The organism is Halospina sp. K52047b (genome assembly GCF_008709855.1).
GTDB classification, from domain to species: Bacteria; Pseudomonadota; Gammaproteobacteria; order Pseudomonadales; family Oleiphilaceae; genus Halospina; species Halospina utahensis_B.
In genome coordinates this window covers 157126-174292 of the sequence record NZ_VYJH01000004.1, presented here as the reverse complement: position 1 = coordinate 174292, position 17167 = coordinate 157126, and the positions used below count along the sequence as shown (strand labels likewise).

Annotated in this window: 20 protein-coding genes; 6 read left to right on the top strand and 14 right to left on the bottom strand. The window is 63.3% G+C overall.

Annotation, left to right across the window (positions count from 1 at the left end):
• Positions 1–8 precede the first annotated feature (8 nt).
• Genes F3089_RS07495 through F3089_RS07485 form a run of 3 tightly spaced genes read right to left on the bottom strand, consistent with a single transcriptional unit; the run spans position 9 to position 2392 of the window.
• A complete protein-coding gene (locus tag F3089_RS07495) occupies positions 9–1070 on the bottom strand; it encodes a COX15/CtaA family protein (RefSeq protein WP_151440192.1) in 1062 nt (353 codons plus the stop codon).
• 14 nt (positions 1071–1084) lie between these two features.
• A complete protein-coding gene (locus F3089_RS07490) occupies positions 1085–1681 on the bottom strand; it encodes a redox-active disulfide-containing membrane protein (protein ID WP_151440191.1) in 597 nt (198 codons plus the stop codon).
• On the bottom strand, positions 1682–2392 hold the full coding sequence (locus F3089_RS07485) for an SURF1 family protein (RefSeq protein WP_151440190.1): 711 nt from the start codon (positions 2390–2392) through the stop codon (positions 1682–1684).
• A gap of 45 nt (positions 2393–2437) precedes the next feature.
• Here F3089_RS07485 and F3089_RS07480 point away from each other — a divergent pair, with 45 nt between their 5' ends.
• Positions 2438–2644: a DUF2909 family protein gene (locus tag F3089_RS07480; RefSeq protein ID WP_151440189.1), complete on the top strand. Its 207-nt coding sequence runs from the start codon at positions 2438–2440 to the stop codon at positions 2642–2644.
• Between the two features lie 16 nt (positions 2645–2660).
• On the opposite strand, the gene F3089_RS07475 is transcribed toward F3089_RS07480, so the two are convergent.
• The 3 genes from F3089_RS07475 to coxB are packed head-to-tail and all read right to left on the bottom strand — an operon-like array spanning position 2661 to position 6004.
• Positions 2661–3548 carry a cytochrome c oxidase subunit 3 gene (locus F3089_RS07475; protein ID WP_151440188.1) on the bottom strand — a complete coding sequence of 296 codons (888 nt, stop codon included), beginning with the start codon at positions 3546–3548 and terminating at the stop codon, positions 2661–2663.
• A gap of 55 nt (positions 3549–3603) precedes the next feature.
• Positions 3604–5190: a cytochrome c oxidase subunit I gene (gene ctaD / locus F3089_RS07470; protein ID WP_151440187.1), complete on the bottom strand. Its 1587-nt coding sequence runs from the start codon at positions 5188–5190 to the stop codon at positions 3604–3606.
• Between the two features lie 31 nt (positions 5191–5221).
• Positions 5222–6004, bottom strand: coding sequence for a cytochrome c oxidase subunit II (coxB, locus tag F3089_RS07465; protein WP_151440186.1), 783 nt, complete (start codon positions 6002–6004; stop codon positions 5222–5224).
• Positions 6005–6268: 264 nt separating this feature from the next.
• Here coxB and F3089_RS07460 point away from each other — a divergent pair, with 264 nt between their 5' ends.
• The 3 genes from F3089_RS07460 to F3089_RS07450 are packed head-to-tail and all read left to right on the top strand — an operon-like array spanning position 6269 to position 8249.
• A complete protein-coding gene (locus F3089_RS07460) occupies positions 6269–6922 on the top strand; it encodes a hypothetical protein (RefSeq protein WP_151440185.1) in 654 nt (217 codons plus the stop codon).
• A 22-nt stretch (positions 6923–6944) separates the two neighbouring features.
• Positions 6945–7331, top strand: a complete 387-nt coding sequence (locus F3089_RS07455; RefSeq protein ID WP_151440184.1) for a DoxX family protein — start codon at positions 6945–6947, stop codon at positions 7329–7331.
• 12 nt (positions 7332–7343) lie between these two features.
• Entirely contained in the window at positions 7344–8249 is a 906-nt protein-coding gene (locus F3089_RS07450) for a transporter substrate-binding domain-containing protein (protein ID WP_151440183.1), read from the top strand.
• A gap of 9 nt (positions 8250–8258) precedes the next feature.
• Here the strand turns inward: F3089_RS07450 and F3089_RS07445 are convergent, their stop codons facing one another.
• Positions 8259–8522, bottom strand: a complete 264-nt coding sequence (locus F3089_RS07445; RefSeq protein ID WP_198949356.1) for a YheV family putative zinc ribbon protein — start codon at positions 8520–8522, stop codon at positions 8259–8261.
• Positions 8519–10591 carry a M3 family metallopeptidase gene (locus tag F3089_RS07440; protein ID WP_151440181.1) on the bottom strand — a complete coding sequence of 691 codons (2073 nt, stop codon included), beginning with the start codon at positions 10589–10591 and terminating at the stop codon, positions 8519–8521. The genes F3089_RS07445 and F3089_RS07440 overlap by 4 nt, the downstream gene beginning before the upstream one ends.
• An 83-nt stretch (positions 10592–10674) precedes the next feature.
• Between F3089_RS07440 and F3089_RS07435 the strand changes: the two genes are divergently transcribed.
• Positions 10675–11214 (top strand): gamma carbonic anhydrase family protein, encoded by a 540-nt coding sequence (locus F3089_RS07435; protein ID WP_151440180.1) that lies wholly within the window; start codon positions 10675–10677, stop codon positions 11212–11214.
• Positions 11215–11352: 138 nt separating this feature from the next.
• Entirely contained in the window at positions 11353–11811 is a 459-nt protein-coding gene (locus F3089_RS07430) for an Hsp20/alpha crystallin family protein (RefSeq protein ID WP_151440179.1), read from the top strand.
• Positions 11812–11880: 69 nt separating this feature from the next.
• On the opposite strand, the gene F3089_RS07425 is transcribed toward F3089_RS07430, so the two are convergent.
• The 6 genes from F3089_RS07425 to dprA form a co-directional block, all read right to left on the bottom strand.
• A complete protein-coding gene (locus F3089_RS07425; protein WP_151440178.1) occupies positions 11881–12714 on the bottom strand; it encodes a flagellar motor protein MotB in 834 nt (277 codons plus the stop codon).
• 12 nt (positions 12715–12726) lie between these two features.
• A complete protein-coding gene (locus F3089_RS07420) occupies positions 12727–13500 on the bottom strand; it encodes a motility protein A (protein WP_151440177.1) in 774 nt (257 codons plus the stop codon).
• Positions 13501–13588: 88 nt separating this feature from the next.
• Positions 13589–14410 (bottom strand): shikimate dehydrogenase, encoded by an 822-nt coding sequence (aroE, locus tag F3089_RS07415; protein ID WP_151440176.1) that lies wholly within the window; start codon positions 14408–14410, stop codon positions 13589–13591.
• On the bottom strand, positions 14403–15329 hold the full coding sequence (gene hemF / locus F3089_RS07410) for an oxygen-dependent coproporphyrinogen oxidase (protein ID WP_151440175.1): 927 nt from the start codon (positions 15327–15329) through the stop codon (positions 14403–14405). The genes aroE and hemF overlap by 8 nt, the downstream gene beginning before the upstream one ends.
• Before the next feature lie 33 nt (positions 15330–15362).
• The gene (locus tag F3089_RS07405; protein ID WP_225741711.1) at positions 15363–15881 is read right to left on the bottom strand and encodes an L-threonylcarbamoyladenylate synthase; all 519 of its coding nucleotides are present in this window, start codon (positions 15879–15881) and stop codon (positions 15363–15365) included.
• 111 nt (positions 15882–15992) lie between these two features.
• Positions 15993–17144: a DNA-processing protein DprA gene (gene dprA / locus F3089_RS07400; protein ID WP_151440173.1), complete on the bottom strand. Its 1152-nt coding sequence runs from the start codon at positions 17142–17144 to the stop codon at positions 15993–15995.
• Between the last annotated feature and the right edge of the window lie 23 nt (positions 17145–17167).

The following is a 17167-nucleotide window of genomic DNA, read 5'->3' as shown; positions in this document are numbered from 1 at the left end:
TCCGGTATTCACGGATTCGAGGGCGCGACGCGCAGTCTTTCCACCCGCACGAGGAGATTGACGAGACCCAGCAGGAGAAAGGCCCCGAATGCGTTGTGGGCCATGGCGATCGCCAGCGGAACCTGGAGGAGAATGTTGAGAACACCCAGAGCAACCTGCACCAGGAGCAGCGCGAGCCCAGCACCGGCAGCGCCGGCGAGGGCGGATCCCCGTGCTCTTCGGATCACTGCCAAGAATAACGTACCAAGGGTCACCAGAACCACCAGTGCTCCGATGCGATGACTCTGGTGGATGGCCACGCGCGCGTCGTTGCCCAGTTGACCACCCAGGTAGTTGGGCCCAACGGACTGGAAGAAATTGAACCCCTCAGCGAAATCCATCTCCGGCCAGAGCGCGCCCTGGCAGGTTGGCAGGTCGGTGCAGGCGACCGCGGCATAGTTGGCGGCCGTCCACGCCCCGAGCGCAATCTGCAGGACCAGTAGAACCAGCCCCCCATAAAGCCAGGGCCGCATGGCCAGGACACGGGCCCGGGGTTCCGGAGGCAGATCGTCATGGCCCGTTCGACCTTCAAGACGCCTGAACAGCAGAAACATGAGGCAGAAGGTGGTAAAACCGCCCAGCAGGTGAGCCGCTACGACCTGGGGCCACAGGGAAAGGGTGACGGTCCAGGCACCGAAAGCCGCCTGCAACACCACGAATCCCGCCGCGAAGCTGGCCAGCCCGGCGGGTGCGCCCGCCCTGCGGTGACGAATGCAGGCGGCGGCAATGCCAAAGATCACAAGACCCAGGGTACCGGCCGCATAGCGGTGGATCATTTCGGGCCAGCCCTTGCTGGCGTCAAAAGGGGCCTCGGGGAACCGGGCCTGCGCCTTCGCAATGGTCTCCTCACCGCCGGGCACCGTCAGATGACCGTAACAGCCGGGCCAGTCCGGGCAACCCAGGCCCGCATCCACCAGCCGGGTCCAGGCGCCGAGCAGGATCACGATCGTGGCCAGAACCAGTGCGCTGAGCGCGGCCCGGCGCAGACGTGGGAAAGCAGTGGCCGGTGAGCGGCCCGAAGCTGTACTCATCGTTTTATCCGGATTCAGCCAAGTGGGGAAACTTCCAGCAGATGTTCAAGGTCTTCCAGTACATCATCCCCGGAATGGCGCTGGTCGTAGCGCAGGACCAGGTTACCCATGGGGTCGACGATGAAGACGGTCGCCTCGGCATCATCCGCCGTGTATGCCGCCAGGGGATTGGCCTCCCCGGCGGAGAGCGGTACCAGCCTCCGGTCATCCGCACCCTCCGGTACACTGCCATCCCTGCTGATGAAACCACGGCGCACGCGATTCCAGTCGCGGTGCAGGAGCTGGTGGACGCTGCCTGTGCGGTCGAGCCACTCCACGCAGGCATCACCGCAGTCTGCCGCGGTGACCAGGATCCACCACTTGGCATCCTTGTTTTCCTGCAGGAAATGACTCCGGAAAGGCTCGCCATCCGGGTCGCGGATCCCCTGGTCGAGCACCTGTTCGTTGCCCTCAACGAATTCGCCCTTGTTGGTGGTACTGCCCGGCATACCCCAGCCGGTATAGTACATAACCGTAGCGGCCATCAGGGGCAGGATGGCAATCAGGAACAGCAGCGCGGCCTTGCGGCGGGCGCGCCGGGTTTCCTCGTCACTGAAACTGTTCTGGCTCACTCAGGATTCCTCATCTCGGCGAAAGCTGGTTGCGATGGTCAGAGTCAACAGCACGACTGCCAGCCCGAACCACTGCACGGCATAGCCGTAGTGGGTTGCGGCGTCCATCCGGTCCGGCGTCCAGCCAGTACGCAGCGCCCCGGGTTGCCCCTCATCCGCCAGCCGGACAGGAGCAGCGGCGACATTGGAGAGGGTTCCCCGGGCATCCGCCCGGTCCAGGCTGGCCACCCGTCTCGGCCAGCCATCCGGATTGACCGCTTCGACCCGGCCAAGCACCAGGGGCGTGGGCCAGGACCAGACATGGCCTTCAATCGTCCGCCTACCGTCGGGCGTCTCCGGGTGCGGAAGGCGGTCACGCTCCCCCGGTGCCGCAATCCAGCCCCTGTTGACCACAACCGGCCCGTCTTCGGTATGGAAGGGCTGGAGCACCTCGTAGCCGGGCCGGCCATCCCGGGTCCGGTTGTCCAGAAGCCACTGGACTTCTGGGTCATATTCACCCGAGAGCGCCACCGGCTGCCCTTCGAGGGGACGCTCAACCGGCCATTCAACGGGCCCATCGGTGTCCGACCAGCGAGCCTGGCGCTCCGCCTTGTCAAAGCCCCGGTCAAGCTGCCATACGCCGAGCCCGAGCAGCAGCGGCAGGAACGCGATGGCAATACCCCAGATGGCCCGATTCGGCCGCCAGCGCCATTGGCTCCGGGATTCAGTCATGCTCTGTTATAGTGATCGGGTTGTTTCAGCGTCAAGAGATTCGCCATGCTCAAGTTACTGATCGTCCTCGTACTTATCGGCATCGTTGCCAGCCTGACCAGCAGTTTCTTTTTCATGATGAAGGATGAGGGCAGTCGTCACAGAACTGTGAATGGACTGATCGTCCGGGTGTCGCTGTCCGCGCTGCTGCTGGTTCTTATTGGAGTGGCGGCGATGACGGGCAATCTGCAACTGAACGCGCCGCCCTTCTGAGCGGCGCGTCAGTTTTTCAGATTACGTAGACGAAGACGAAAAGCATGATCCAGACCACGTCCACGAAGTGCCAGTACCAGGCACCTGCCTCGTAGCCGAAGTGATCATGGGCGCTGAAATGCCCTTTGATCAGCCGCATCAGGACAACGAACAGGATGATCCCACCCAGTAGTACGTGCAGGCCGTGGAATCCGGTCATCAGGAAGAAGATGCTGCCGTAGATACCGGAGTCCAGCGTCAGATTCAGATGGCTGTAGGCCTCAATGTACTCCTCGATCTGGAAGAACAGGAAAATCGCGCCCAGGGCCACGGTGGCCGCCAGCCAGTAGATGGTCTGCTTGCGCTTATCGTACTTGAGCGCCTTGTGAGACAGCGTCAACGTGATGGACGACGTCACCAGGATCAGGGTATTCAGCAGCGGCAGCCCCCAGGGACCGATAACTGAATCCGGGCCAGCGAACTGGCTGTTATCCGGATTGCTCAGCAGGGGCCACTGGGCCTGGAAGCCTTCCCAGAGCATATTGGCGGTGCCTTTGGCGCCTTCACCACCCAACCAGGGAACGGCGAAGAAACGGATATAGAAGAGGCTGCCGAAAAGTGCCGCGAAGAAAGCCACCTCGGAGAAGATGAACCAGCTCATGCCCTGACGGAAGGAACGATCCATCTGGGCATCGTAGAGCCCGGCGCGGCTTTCGCGGATCACATCCCGGAGCCAGCCGGTGATCATGTAGATCAGGACCAGGGCCCCGATCGTGAATACGACCCAGGCTGTGGTGGTGGGATCCCCGTTGGACTGATTCACCAGGAGGGTGGAAAGCCCGAAGAAGGTCAGGAACATCCCGATGCTGCCCACAATGGGCCAGATGCTCGACTCCGGGACGTAATAGGACTGGTTGCTCGACATGCAGCCTCCGCTGTTCTTGTTCCGTTACGGTTTCCGTTTTTCCGGACCGCCGGGGTCAGTCGACCCGCGGCGGCTGCTCAAAGGTGTGATAGGGCGCCGGAGACGGAACCGTCCACTCCAGACCTTCCGCACCTTCCCAGGGTTTGGCGTCCGCCTTGGGACCGTTCTTCACAGCCCTGTAGACAATGAAGACAAGCAGCAGCTGGCTGGCGCCGAACAGGAAAGCACCGATGGTCGAAACCTGGTTGAAGTTGGCGAACTGGATCGGGTAGTCCGCATAACGCCGTGGCATACCGGCAAGACCCAGGAAATGCATCGGGAAGAAGGCGATATTCAGGCCGATGAAAGACAGCCAGAAGTGCGCCTTGCCCAGTGCCTCGCTGTACATGCGGCCGGACCACTTGGGCAGCCAGTAGTACACGGAAGCGAAGATGCCGTAGATGGCGCCCGGTATCAGGACATAGTGGAAGTGGGCAACCACAAAGTAGGTGTCATGGTACTGGAAGTCCGCGGGCGCGATGGCCAGCATCACGCCGGAGAGCCCGCCCACTGTGAACAGCACCACGAAACCGATGGCGAACAGCATGGGGGTTTCAAAGCTGATGGAACCACGGAACATGGTGGTGATCCAGTTGAAGATCTTCACCCCTGTGGGCACCGCGATGATCATGGTGGCGTACATGAAGAACAGCTCACCGGGCAGCGGCAGCCCAACCGTGAACATGTGGTGCGACCAGACCAGGAACGACAGGATAGCGATCGCGGCCGTGGCGTAGACCATGGAGGTGTAGCCAAACAGCGGCTTGCGCGAGAAGGTCGGGATGATCTGGGAGATGATGCCGAACGCCGGCAGGATCAGGATGTAGACCTCCGGGTGACCGAAGAACCAGAAGATGTGTTGGTAGAGCACCGGATCACCGCCACCCGCGGCATCGAAGAATGCGGTGCCGAAGTGGATATCCATGAGCAGCATGGTCACCGCACCCGCCAGTACCGGCAGCACCGCGATCAGCAGGAAAGCGGTGATCAGCCAGGTCCAAACGAACATGGGCATCTTCATCAGGGTCATGCCGGGGGCGCGCATATTGATGATGGTGGCGATCACGTTGATCGCGCCCATGATGGAGGAGATGCCCAGGATATGGACGGAGAAGATGAAATAGGTGGTGCTGTCAGGCCCATAGGTTGTGGACAGGGGCGCGTAGGCCGTCCAGCCGAAGTTGGGCGCACCGCCATCCATGAACAGGGTGGACATCAGGATCAGCGACCCAGTCACCAGCAGCCAGAAGCTCCAGTTGTTCATGCGTGGCAGAGCCATGTCCGGTGCGCCCACCATCAGTGGGATCATCCAGTTCGCGAGCCCCACGAAGGCTGGCATGACGGCACCGAAGATCATGGCCAGGCCATGCATGGTGGTCATCTGGTTGAAGAAGGCCGGCTCCACCATCTGGAGGCCTGGCTGGAACAGCTCGGCACGGATAATCATGGCCATGGCGCCGCCCGCGAGGAACATCGCGAACGAGAACACCAGGTACATGGTGCCGATATCCTTGTGGTTGGTCGTGAACAACCACCGTCCAATCCCCTTGGCGGGGCCGTGATCGTGATGATCAGCGGCGTGAGCGTCTGCAACCGCACTCATGATGAACCCCCGTTATTCAAACGCTGAATACTTAACCGTCTTCGCCGGTCTGCTCGGCGACCCATTCGCGATATTCGTCCTTTGGTACTGCCTTGACCTCAATCGGCATATCCGAGTGGCCCTGACCGCACAGCTCAGCACACAGCCCATAGTAGGTGCCGGGCTCCTCGATCTTCGCCCAGTTCTTGTTGATGAACCCGGGGATCGCGTCCTGCTTCCAGCCGAACTCCGGTACCCACCAGCTGTGGATAACGTCGTTGGACGTGATCAGGAACCGGATCTTGGTATCAACAGGCAGAACCAGTGGGTTATCCACTGAATACTTATAGTCCTCGGTCTTCTCCATCAGGTTCTTTTCGGCATCACGTGGTGTATCCGCAGAACTGAAGAAGCTGATGTCCTCATCCATGTACTCATACTGCCAGCGCCACTGGTACCCGGTGACCTTGATCTCCATCTCGGCGTCGGAGGTGTCGTACATGTCGACCAGAGTGCCAGTGGCCGGAATGGCCATCATGATGAGGATCAGGAAGGGAATGACGGTCCAGATGATCTCCACCGTGGTGTTCTCGTGGAAATGCGCCGGCTTCGCCCCCTTTGAGTGACGGTAGGCCAGAACCGACCAGAGTATGGCCAGGAAAACACCCACACCGATCACAACACAGATCCAGAACACCCACATGTGAATGTCATAGATGGTGTTGCTTATGGAGGTGACACCTTCAGGAAGGTTAACCCCCCACTCGGCAAGGGCGCTGGACGGCGCCGTTACAGCAGTCGCCAGGGCACCGGCACGCAGGGCCTGCACGCTCATACCTCGTCTCCAACAAGAATTGTGTTTCGGCCCCGCGCACCATAAACCGGGCCGTGGCGTCGAACCCTGGGGAACGCGGGGATATGTATGGGTCTCTCGCGCAAAGTTACGCAGAGTTTATCGTTTTTTGCGCGTATGACAACCGTCAAGACCCAATTCTATCGTGTCCGGCCAGCCCCGACCACCCGGCGGGCACTGCCCGCAAACTCAGCTACACTGAGACTAAACCGCTTGCGGTCTCCATCCACCAGCGCTGTACGGTCCATGACGCCGGAGTCCATCACCCAGATCATCGCCCAGGCCGTGGCCCGGGAATCCGCCGGTGGCCAGTTCCAGCAGGCACTCCGCACCAGGGCGGAAGTCCTGCATGGGCTGTTCCGGGTGGAGGCCGAAGACCCGGCAGCGGCGCTGTACGGATTTGCCCGCGAATACGTGGAAATGACGCCCGGGCTCATCCACTGCGTCCGGATCTGCGCCGAACGTGCAGGGGTCGATGCACTGTTTCACCCCTTCCTCAAGACAGCCACCGGTTATTTCGCCCATCCGTCCGTGCTTCTGGCAGGCTATGAGGGTCTGGAGGGGCTGCTGGTGAAAGCTTACCAGTGCCACCGCCTTATGGAGGAGATGTACGAGAACAACCGGTCGTTCCGCAACAGCAATCTTCTGGAGCCGGAAGCCACCGAGGCGAACCTCCTGGTGCATCATCTCATCGGCGAGCCTTTTGCCAACGAGCTCGATCAGGCCATACTGATCACGGTACGCCAGATTGTCGGTTCGGGCGACTATTACGATCTGGATCTGGCGCCCTTTGTCGCCCAGGCCAGCGACGAGGCCTGGCAGTGGATGCACGAATACTGGACCAACCTGCTGGCGCGCAACGGAATCCATTTCCGGTTCTCGTTCCGCTCAGCACTGTAGGAAATGACCGAAGGGGACTCAGGTGCTCAACCAACCGGATCTTGCCCGTCTCATACTGCGTCTGGCGCTGGGTTTTCTGATCCTGCTGCACGGGATCAGCAAGCTGCTCAACGGCATCGGGCCAATCGAGAACCTTCTGGCCGCGCACGGCCTTCCGGCCATACTCGCGTGGGGCGTTCTGATCGGTGAAATCCTGGCGCCCGCCATGCTGATCCTGGGTATTCACACCCGTGTCGCAGCGGTGCTGGTAGCCATCAACATGGTGTTCGCTCTGGTTCTCGCACACCAGCACGAGCTGCTCACGCTCAAGACCAATGGCGGCTGGGCCCTGGAGCTGCCGGTGCTTTTCCTGGTGAATGCGGTGGTGGTCCTGATGCTCGGGCCTGGCCGCTACCGGGCCCATTCCTGACTGGAGCGGACCATGCTGACAACACGGAAGTCAGTTGCCATTCTTCTGCTGCTCGCGCTGGCACCCCCCCTGCTGGCGGGCACTGACGGCGGCGATGGGCCCATCACGCTCTGGAAGCGCAACCATGAGAGCCCGGCCATCCGCGAACTCGTGACGATGGCACTGGCGAAGACGCCGGATTACGGGCCCACGGAAATCCGCGCCAGCATGCCCATGGCCCAGGCCCGGGCGACCCGGCATCTGCGCGCCGGGCACAGGAACCGGGTCCGCATTGCGAACGTTGCCTCTTCCCCGGAACGCAACCGCGAACTCAGACCCGTACCGATTCCCATTGCCCAGGGCATGCTGGGATTCCGCATCTGCATCATCCGCAAGGGTGACCAGGCGCGGTTTGACCGGATCTTCTCCGCCGACGACTTCCAGCAGCAGGGCCTGACCATTGGCCAGGGTACGCACTGGCCCGATACCCGCATCCTGCGCCAGTCCGGTTTTGAGGTCGTGACCTCGCCGCGTTTCAGTAACCTGTTGACGATGCTTGAGAGGGACCGCTTCGACTGCTTCCTGCGCGGGGTTGGTGAGATCCTGATCGATCTGCAACAGTATCAGGGCGACCGGCTGACGATAGAGGACGGGCTCGTATTCACCTATCGGATGCCCTCATATCTGTTCGTGGCCCCGGATGACGAGCACATGGCCGAGCGGCTTACCGTGGGGCTGCACCGTGCCATGCTCAGCGGCGACTACGAGGAATGGTTCAGCACCTATTTCCGCAGGCCGATCCAGAAGCTGGACGTCATGGACCGGGTCTTCATTCCCCTGCCGAACCCCTTCCTTAAAAATGGGGGATCACCGGTGCAGCTGCCGCTGCTGCCGATACGCCCGGACCTTCTGCTGCCGGTGCCTGAGGGCAGCCGCTGACCTCCCGCCTTAATGGGTCCCGCCGGACCCGGAAGGCAGGATCCGCACCGGCTGTGGCGTATCGTCCTTTTTCGGCGGATCCGGTTCGGTGGGTGTGACGCGGGTCTTCAGGGTTTCCGAGGCCGGGGTCATGTCCGCCGCCTCGGGCTGGCGATCCTCAAAGCCACAGTCCACGCACTCCCGGAAGGTGCCTTCCTCGGTGGTGTACATCACGATCCGGTCCATGGCACTGCAACGGGGGCAGACCGCCCCGGCGATGAAACGTTTCTTCAAGCTGGCTCTCCCGCGGCTGAGGCCGCCCGCTCCGATTCAGTGATTCCCGACTGGCGCAGCAGTGGCTCCTCGCTGGGCTCGCGCCCCCGGAAGGCCCGGTAGAGCGCTGCGGGTTCACGTGAACCACCCTTTTCCAGAATATTCTCGCGGAAAGCACGCCCCGCCTGCGGATCAAAAATGCCCTGTTCCTCAAACAGCGAGAAGGCATCCGCGGCCAGCACTTCCGCCCACTTGTAGCTGTAGTAGCCCGCGGCGTAAGGGCCAGCGAAGATGTGTCCGAACGCCTGCGGGAAACGGTTGAACGCCGGTGGATGCACCACGGCCACCTGGTTGCGGACCTCGGTCAGAAGCGCCAGCGGGTCCACGGGGTCAGCCGGGTCGTATTCACTGTGCAAACGGAAATCGAACAGCGAAAACTCCAGCTGGCGCACCATCTGCATGCCGCTCTGGAAGTTGCGCGCCGCGAGCATACGTTCGAGCATGTCGTCCGGCAGCGGCTCGCCGGTCTCGTGATGGCCGGCAATCAGCGCCAGTGATTCACGATCCCAGCACCAGTTCTCCAGAAACTGGCTGGGCAGTTCCACCGCGTCCCACGCCACCCCATTGATGCCGGAGACATCCGCAACGTCCACCTGGGTGAGCATGTGATGCAGCCCATGACCGAACTCATGGAAGAGCGTCACCACCTCATCGTGGGTGAGCAGGGAGGGCTGCTCGCCCACCGGCGGGGTGAAGTTGCAGGTAAGGAAGGCTACAGGGAGCTGCACGCTGCCGTCGTCATGGCGCCAGCGGACACGGCAGTCGGCCATCCAGGCGCCGCCACGCTTGCCCTGGCGGGCATAGAGGTCCAGATAGAAAAAGGCCAGGGGCTGACCACCGCGCTCCATGCGGTACGCGGTCACGTCGTCGTGCCAGGCCGGAATGCTCTCATCCGCCACGATGCGCACATCGAACAGCTTCTCGACGACCTGGAAAAGGCCCTTGATCACACGGCCCACAGGGAACCAGGGCCGGACCTCCTCCTCGGAGATGCTGAACCGGGCCTGGCGCAGTTTCTCGCCATAATAGCCCAGATCCCAGGCCTCCAGGGGGTCGGGACCACCCTGTTCCCGGGCGAATTCACGCAGCTCTTCAAGCTCGCGCTCGGCCACCGGCTTCGCTCGCCCGGCCAGCCGGTTCAGGAAGCCCAGCACCTCGTCCTCGCTGGCCGCCATCTTGGTTGCCAGGCTCAGCTGGGCGTAGTTGTCGTAACCCAGAAGCTGCGCCTGCTCGTGCCGGCGCTTCAGGATCTCGTCAATCAGCGGGCTGTTGTCCCAGGTCCCCGCATCCGGGCCCTGATCCGAGGCGCGGGTGGTGAACGCCTCGTACACCTCACGGCGCAGCTCACGGTTATCGCAGTAGGTCAGTACCGGGTAGAAGGAGGGGAAATCCAGGGTAATCACCCAGCCGTCCATGCCACGCTGCTCCGCCGCCTGGCGGGCACTGTCCAGAGCGGTCTGCGGCAGGCCGGCGAGCTCGGATTCATCGGTCACCTGGCGGTACCAGTTCTGGGTGGCATCCAGCACATTGTCGCCGAAGCGGCTTTCCAGATCCGCCAACTCCTGGGAAAGGGTGGCGAAACGCGCCTTCTGCGCCTCTGGCAGATCCACGCCACCGAGCCGGAAGTCACGCAGGGTCTGGCGGATGGCCTCCTGCTGGTCCTCCTGCAACCGGCCAAACTCATCACTGGCCGCGAGCCGCTTATAGGCCTCGCACAGCGCCTCGTTCTGGCTGATCTCGGAACCGTACTCGGTAATCTTCTGCAGGCAGCGCTTGTGAACCTCGCGGATCGCCTCGTCGTTCATCACGCCATTGAGATGGGAAATGATCGCCCAGGCATTGTTGAGGCGGTCGTCCAGCGCCTGCATGGGCTGGGCCAGGCTCGCCCAGGTCGGCGCCTGCTGCTCCGCCAGTTCCGCCACGCGCGCCCGATTCTCCTTCAGGATCCGGTCGATGGCCGGCTCCATGTGCTCGACATCAATGGCATCGAACTTCGGCAGCTGGTCCTGAGCCAGCAGAGGATTGTTCATGGAGCGTCTCCTGCGTGTGACCTTGATGCAATCATGATGACATACTTCCCGTAACCACCCTAAGTTCAGATGGAGGACCCACCATGACCCGGATCCGCAGCCACAAGGGCGATCACCCCCAGCTCGGGGACCGCGTATGGATTGATCCCACCGCCACCGTCATCGGCGACGTGGTACTGGGCGACGACTGCTCGGTCTGGCCCATGACCGTTATCCGCGGCGACATGCACCGCATCCGCATCGGCAGCCGCTGCAGCATCCAGGACGGCTCCGTGTGCCACATCACCCACGCCGGCCCCTACAACCCGGACGGCTTCCCCCTCACTGTGGGCGATGATGTCACGGTCGGGCACAAGGCCCTGCTGCACGGCTGCACCATCGGCAGCAGGGTGCTGGTCGGCATGGGCTCCATCATCATGGACGGTGCCGTTGTGGAAGACGAAGTCATCATCGCCGCCGGCACCCTGGTACCGCCGGGCAAGACCCTGGAATCCGGCTACCTGTACCGCGGCAGCCCAGCACGCCAGGCCCGCCCCCTCACCAACGAGGAGCTTGGGTTCTTCACCTACACTGCCGGAAATTACGTCAAGCTCAAGGACGAATTCCTTGCCGACGCCCCTTGAAAATACGCGAGCAGTCCCTATCTATCCAATAGGGCGTTAGGGAAGCGGACTGATGATCCGGCGCCGGTCAGCCACGCTCCCCCTGACGAAGCTGTTGTCCCGACATGATTTCAGGTTCGTTGAGAGGAGGTGATAACCATGACAGCCATGACCCGCTGGAATCCCTTTGCCGAGTTCGAAGACATTCTCGACCGGTACAACCGTCAGATGGCCGGCCGGGATACAACACCGGCGACCAACGGCAATCGGGAAATCCTGCAGAAAACCGACTGGGCTCCCTCGGTGGACATCACCGAAAACAAGGATGCCTTCGTCATAACCGCGGAACTGCCCGGTATCCGGAAGGAAGACGTCAAAGTCTCGGTGCACGATGGCGTGCTGACCATTCAGGGCGAGCGTAACTTCGAGACCACCGAAGACGACGCGAAACGGCACCGGGTGGAGCGGTTCTACGGTCACTTCGCCCGCAGCTTCACACTGCCCGAGCATGTGGACGACGAGAACATCAAGGCCAACTACCACGATGGCGTGCTTGAGCTGACCCTCGCCAAGCAGGAGAAGGCCAAGCCCAGGGCCATCGAGGTGGAAGTCAACTGACCCCTCGGGGCAGGACGCCCCATGGTGCTCCGGCGCCGGCACTGCCGGCGCCTTTTTTATGCCCGGAACTCAGTCCCCACCACCAGTGTCACAGTCCGGCTCATAGATCTCGATCTCCACGCGCCGGTTCTTCTCGCGGCCTTCCGCGGTGTCGTTATCAGCGATCGGCCGGGTTTCGGCCCTCCCCGCAGCCACCACATTCTCCGCCGGTATGGCCCGATTGAGCACCAGCTCATGCACCAGGGACACGGCCCGCGCCGCGGACAGATCCCAGTTGGAGCGGTAACGGTCACTGACGATGGGCCGGTTGTCCGTATGGCCGGTGACGACCACCTCGCCGTCACAGCGGGCTACAATCTCCACGATGTCGGCCACCACAGGGCGGATGTCCGGAATCAGCTCAGCACTACCCACCGGGAAGGTCGCCTCGTCATTGAAGCGGATCACCACCCTCTGGCGATCAAACCCGACGTCGATCTGCTCCTCACTGACCGCCTTCTCCATTTCCGAGATCAGCATACTGGCGAGCTGTTCCACCCCGGGATGCACATCCGGGCGCGCCGGTTCCGCCGAGGCCTGCCCCCGGAGCATGGCGTCGCCCTCGGAAGGGGCCGCGGGTGCCCCGTCCATGGGGATGGGGACGTCCTCGCTGATGGCCGGCGATTCCGTATCCTCATCCGCCAGCCCCTGGGGCTCGGGCATCTGATCCGGGGCCATATTGAATGCCTCAACCAGGGACGTGACCATGGCCCGGTACTTCTCCGCATCCATGCTGGAAAAGGACAGCATCAGGATGAAAAAGGTCATCAGCAGCATGAACATGTCCGCCAGGGTGGTCATCCACCCGGGAGAACTGCTGCTGGTGTTGCCGCGTCTGGACCGGCGCTTCGGCAGTGCCGCCATCAACGCCCTCCGTCAGGCCTGCCGGCCCTGGTCGAGCCGCTCGCGCGCCTCGGGTGACAGATAGGCGGCCAGCACATCCTGCATGACGCGTGGGTTCTGGCCCTGCAGGATGTTCTGCATGGAGGTCAGCACCAGGGTCATGTTGCGCTGTTCGTCCTGCATCTTGAGCTGGAGTTTGTCCGCCAGCGGCAGGAAGATCACCTGGCCGATGGCCACGCCGTAAAAGGTGGTCAGAAGGGCCACCGCCATGGCGGGGCCAATGCCCGAGGGGTCCTCCATCTGGTTGAGCATCTGCACCAGCCCCACCAGTGTGCCGATCATGCCCAGTGCCGGCGCGGAGTCACCGATGCCCCGAAAGACCCTTTCCGCGTTCTCATAGCGCTCCAGCGTCTGCTGGAACTCATGGGTCATGGCCTCCTCGATGAATTCCGGCGGATGACCGTCCACGGCCAGCTCAATGCTCCTGGCCAGGAACCGGTAACGGGTGTCGTAATCCTCCAGGCCCAGGATGCCTTTCTTGCGGACGATGTCCGCCAGGTCCCGGATCTGAAGGATCAGGTCCAGGGGCTCCTCGGTGCGGTCCCGAAAGGCCTCGCCGAACGCCATGCGGAAGGCGCTGACCACTGAGGTCATGCGGTGCTTGATGAGGGTTACCGCCAGGGTGCCCACCACCACGATGAGGAACCCCGGAATATTGAGGAAGGACGCGAGACCGGAACTGGTGGCGATCGCGGCAACAATGGTGGTGATGCCGACCAGCAGGCCGAGCAGTGTCAGAAGATCCATGGCGCCTCACTGTCTCCGAAAGGGGCCGGGAGATCCTCCCGGCTGGCCTCCATGGCCCCAGCATAGTCCAGATTCAGCGGAACAGCCTTCAGTCGGGCCGCAGCAGGGCCATGACCGGACCTGTATCCGGGCGCATCCCGCGCCACTGCAGGAAGGATTCCGCCGCCTGCTCAACCAGCATGCCCAGCCCGTCAAGGCGCAGCCTGGAACCCTGCTGCCGAGCCCAGGCATTGAAGGCGGTCTCCGCCTGGCTGTACATCATGTCGTAGCAGACGGTTGCCGGATTGACGAGAGCGCCCGGCAGAGGTGGCAGCTCGCCCTGCAGGCTGGCACTGGTGCCGTTGATGATCACATCGAAGGGCCCCACCAGAGCCTCAAAGGTGCTGACCGCCACGGTACCGGTATCCCCAAAGAGATCCCGCAGCCCCTCGGCGCGCGCCAGTGTGCGGTTGGCGATCACCACTTCCGCCGGTGCTTCTTTCAGCAGTGGCTCCAGAATACCGCGCACGGCGCCGCCGGCGCCCAGCACCAGCACCCGGGCACCGGCCAGGGTCACGCCGTTGTTCACACGCAGATCCCGCACCAGCCCGGCACCATCGGTGTTGTCCCCGACCAGGGTTCCGTCCGCTTCCCGCCAGAGGGTGTTCACCGCGCCGGCCCGGGCCGCCCTGGGCTCATGGCGGCCGGCGATCTCCCAGGCCTGCTGTTTGAACGGCACCGTCACGTTGAGCCCGGCACCGCCCTCCGCAAAGAAGCGTTCCACGCTATCCCGGAACCCTTCCAGCGGCGCCAGCAGCCGCTCATAGACCAGGGACTCGCCGGTCTGTTCAGCAAATGCCGTATGGAGGCGCGGCGACAGGCTATGCTCGATGGGATTGCCGACCACTGCATAGCGGGCCTGTTCAGTCATCCGTCTCCTCCAGCCAGTTGCGGGGTTGCAGAAAGTAGTCACTCAGCCGCGCCTCGGGCGTTCCGGACTCCGGTTGCCAGTTGTAGTCCCAGCGCACCAGCGGCGGCAGGGACATCAGGATGGACTCCGTGCGCCCTCCGGACTGCAGCCCGAACAGCGTGCCCCGGTCGTAGACCAGGTTGAACTCCACGTAGCGCCCCCGGCGGTAGAGCTGGAACTGGCGCTCCCGGTCGCCGTAGGGCGTATGGCGGCGTGCCTCCACAATGGGCACATAGGCCGGCAGGTAGCTGTCCCCGATGGAGCGCATCAGTTCAAAGCTGTGTTCAAAGGAGCCTTCGTTGTAATCGTCGAAGAAGAGCCCGCCGATACCACGCTGTTCGCCACGGTGCTTGAGGTGGAAATAGTCGTCACACCACTGGCGGAAACGGTGCCAGGTGTCATCACCGGCCGGCGCACAGGCTTGCCGGGCCATTTCGTGCCAGTACCGGCAGTCCGCCACGAAACCGTAATAGGGCGTCAGGTCGAAACCGCCACCGAACCACCAGACCGGTTCACGGCCTTCCGGCCTGGCAATGAAGAAGCGCACGTTGGCGTGGGAGGTGGGCACATAGGGATTACGCGGATGGATCACCAGCGATACACCCATGGCCTCCCAGCTCGCACCCGCCAGCTCCGGGCGGCTGGCGGAGGCCGAGGGCGGCAGTTCCGCGCCCATGACGTGGGAGAAATTCACGCCACCCTTCTCGATCAGATCCCCGTCCTCGATCACGCGGCTGCGGCCACCTCCTCCGGCTTCCCGCTCCCAGGTCTCCTCCCGGAAACCGGCACCACCATCCAGCTCTGCCAGGGTATCGGTAATCCGGTCCTGGAGATCTATCAGGTACTGGTAGACGGCGTCCGGGTCGGGGGTGTTGTTCATGGATGCTCCTCGGCTGCCCGTGGACGGGCGTTGTCAGTCACGCAGAAGGGTACCATCCATGGGGTCGATGATGCGGCTCGGGCGTCGGGCGCCACCCAGGGCTCCGGTGAGGATGCCATCCAGCTCACTGCCGAATGCCCGGTGGATCTGCCAGGACCAGCGCAGCGGCGAACCGCCGGCGCGATTGCAGGAGGTGGACACCAGCGGCCCACCGAAAGCCCGGCACAGACGCCGGACCTGGGGGTGATCCGGCACCCGCACGGCCACCCGGTCATGATCGCCGCGCACCAGCGAAGACACTCGCTCACCGGGATCCGGCAACAGCAGGGTATTGGCGCCGGGCCAGTAGTCGTCCACCGCCTTGCGGACCTCTTCCGGTGCGTCCGCCAACAGGAAATCCAGCTGCTGCGTATCCGCCGCCACCAGGATCAGGCCCTTGTGCCAGGGCCGGCCCTTGAGCGCCAGGATCCGCTCCACGGCCTCCGGGTCCCAGGGATCACAACCCAGTCCCCAGACCGCTTCCGTAGGGTAAGCCCAGACGCCGCCGGCCATGAGTGAGTCCGCTGCCTGTTCAGTATGCCACCAGTCCGGGCTCTGCGCTGTCACCGGTACCTCCATCTCCAGAATCGTCAGGCGGAAGTCTATCCCCAGCGGCGGCCCACGTCAGCCCGATCGGCGTCGATAACCGCCCGGCGTTGATTCCACCAGCCCCTCCATCTCCAGCAGCAGCGTGGCCTGAAGCAGATCGGCAGCCGCCATGCCCGTGGCGCGGCAGAGGCTGTCCGAATCCACCGGTTCATAGGTCACCGCCTCCAGAACGCGACGACTGCTTTCATCCAGATGGGCGGGTGTGGTTTCAGCTTGCGGTTCCGTTCTGGCGGGCACGGATTCCCAGACCCCCAGCTCCGAGACAATGTCATCCACTGTCTCCACCAGCACGGCGCCTTCCCGGATCAGCCGGTGACAGCCCCGGACGCTTGGCTGATGGATGGACCCGGGAACGGCGAAGACCTCCCGCCCCTGCTCCATCGCCAGCCGTGCCGTGATGAGCGAGCCGCTGCGCAGCCCGGCTTCCACCACCAGCACACCCAGGCAGAGCCCGCTGATCAGGCGGTTGCGCTGGGGAAACAGGTGGGCACGGGCCGGGGTGCCCGGAGGCAGCTCCGAGACCAGGAGCCCTCCGGCCTGGAGCATGTCCCTGGCCAGCGCCTCGTGGCGGCGCGGGTAGGGGCGGTCCACGCCGTTGGCGAGGATGCCCACGGTGGCGCCACCGCCTTCCAGCGCCCCCTTATGGGCCGCCCCGTCAATGCCAAGGGCGAGGCCGCTGACCACACTGAAACCACCCTCGGACAGGGCATGGGCAAAGCGCCGTGCGTGATTGAGGCCATCGCGGCTGGCGTGCCGGCTGCCGACCATGGCGAGGCAGGGGCGATTGAGCGCGTTGATGTCACCCCGGCAGTAGAGCACTGGCGGCGGGCCATGGATGTGCCTCAGCGCCTCCGGATAGTCCGGATCCCGCCAATGGATAACACGGATCCCGAGTTCCCCGCACTGCTGCCGGGCATGCTCCAGGCGCTGCCGCGTGGTGGGCTCAAGCCCCTGGGCCTGCCAGGCATTCAGGGTCTGGCGGGTGGACCTGGGCAGCCCAAGTGCCCGCAGGCTGTCCGGCGTCATGGTCAGCAGCCGTGCGGGATCCTCAAGCTGATCCAGCACCACCTGCCAGTGTTCCGGATTCATGCCCGGCAGCAGCGCCAGCAGATGATGGGCGTCGCCCGTCTCCGGGCCGGGAAGGGTGGGTCGTTCCATGACCGTCATCAGTGACTTCCTCTGTCAGAATG

Coding starts and splice junctions, on each gene's coding strand:
- F3089_RS07495 (WP_151440192.1), bottom strand. CDS start 1,070: ATGAGTACAGCTTCGGGCCGCTCACCGGCCACTGCTTTCCCACGTCTG.
- F3089_RS07485 (WP_151440190.1), bottom strand. CDS start 2,392: ATGACTGAATCCCGGAGCCAATGGCGCTGGCGGCCGAATCGGGCCATC.
- F3089_RS07480 (WP_151440189.1), top strand. CDS start 2,438: ATGCTCAAGTTACTGATCGTCCTCGTACTTATCGGCATCGTTGCCAGC.
- F3089_RS07475 (WP_151440188.1), bottom strand. CDS start 3,548: ATGTCGAGCAACCAGTCCTATTACGTCCCGGAGTCGAGCATCTGGCCC.
- ctaD (WP_151440187.1), bottom strand. CDS start 5,190: ATGAGTGCGGTTGCAGACGCTCACGCCGCTGATCATCACGATCACGGC.
- coxB (WP_151440186.1), bottom strand. CDS start 6,004: ATGAGCGTGCAGGCCCTGCGTGCCGGTGCCCTGGCGACTGCTGTAACG.
- F3089_RS07460 (WP_151440185.1), top strand. CDS start 6,269: ATGACGCCGGAGTCCATCACCCAGATCATCGCCCAGGCCGTGGCCCGG.
- F3089_RS07450 (WP_151440183.1), top strand. CDS start 7,344: ATGCTGACAACACGGAAGTCAGTTGCCATTCTTCTGCTGCTCGCGCTG.
- F3089_RS07440 (WP_151440181.1), bottom strand. CDS start 10,591: ATGAACAATCCTCTGCTGGCTCAGGACCAGCTGCCGAAGTTCGATGCC.
- F3089_RS07435 (WP_151440180.1), top strand. CDS start 10,675: ATGACCCGGATCCGCAGCCACAAGGGCGATCACCCCCAGCTCGGGGAC.
- F3089_RS07430 (WP_151440179.1), top strand. CDS start 11,353: ATGACAGCCATGACCCGCTGGAATCCCTTTGCCGAGTTCGAAGACATT.
- F3089_RS07425 (WP_151440178.1), bottom strand. CDS start 12,714: ATGGCGGCACTGCCGAAGCGCCGGTCCAGACGCGGCAACACCAGCAGC.
- F3089_RS07420 (WP_151440177.1), bottom strand. CDS start 13,500: ATGGATCTTCTGACACTGCTCGGCCTGCTGGTCGGCATCACCACCATT.
- aroE (WP_151440176.1), bottom strand. CDS start 14,410: ATGACTGAACAGGCCCGCTATGCAGTGGTCGGCAATCCCATCGAGCAT.
- hemF (WP_151440175.1), bottom strand. CDS start 15,329: ATGAACAACACCCCCGACCCGGACGCCGTCTACCAGTACCTGATAGAT.
- F3089_RS07405 (WP_225741711.1), bottom strand. CDS start 15,881: ATGGCCGGCGGCGTCTGGGCTTACCCTACGGAAGCGGTCTGGGGACTG.
- dprA (WP_151440173.1), bottom strand. CDS start 17,144: ATGACGGTCATGGAACGACCCACCCTTCCCGGCCCGGAGACGGGCGAC.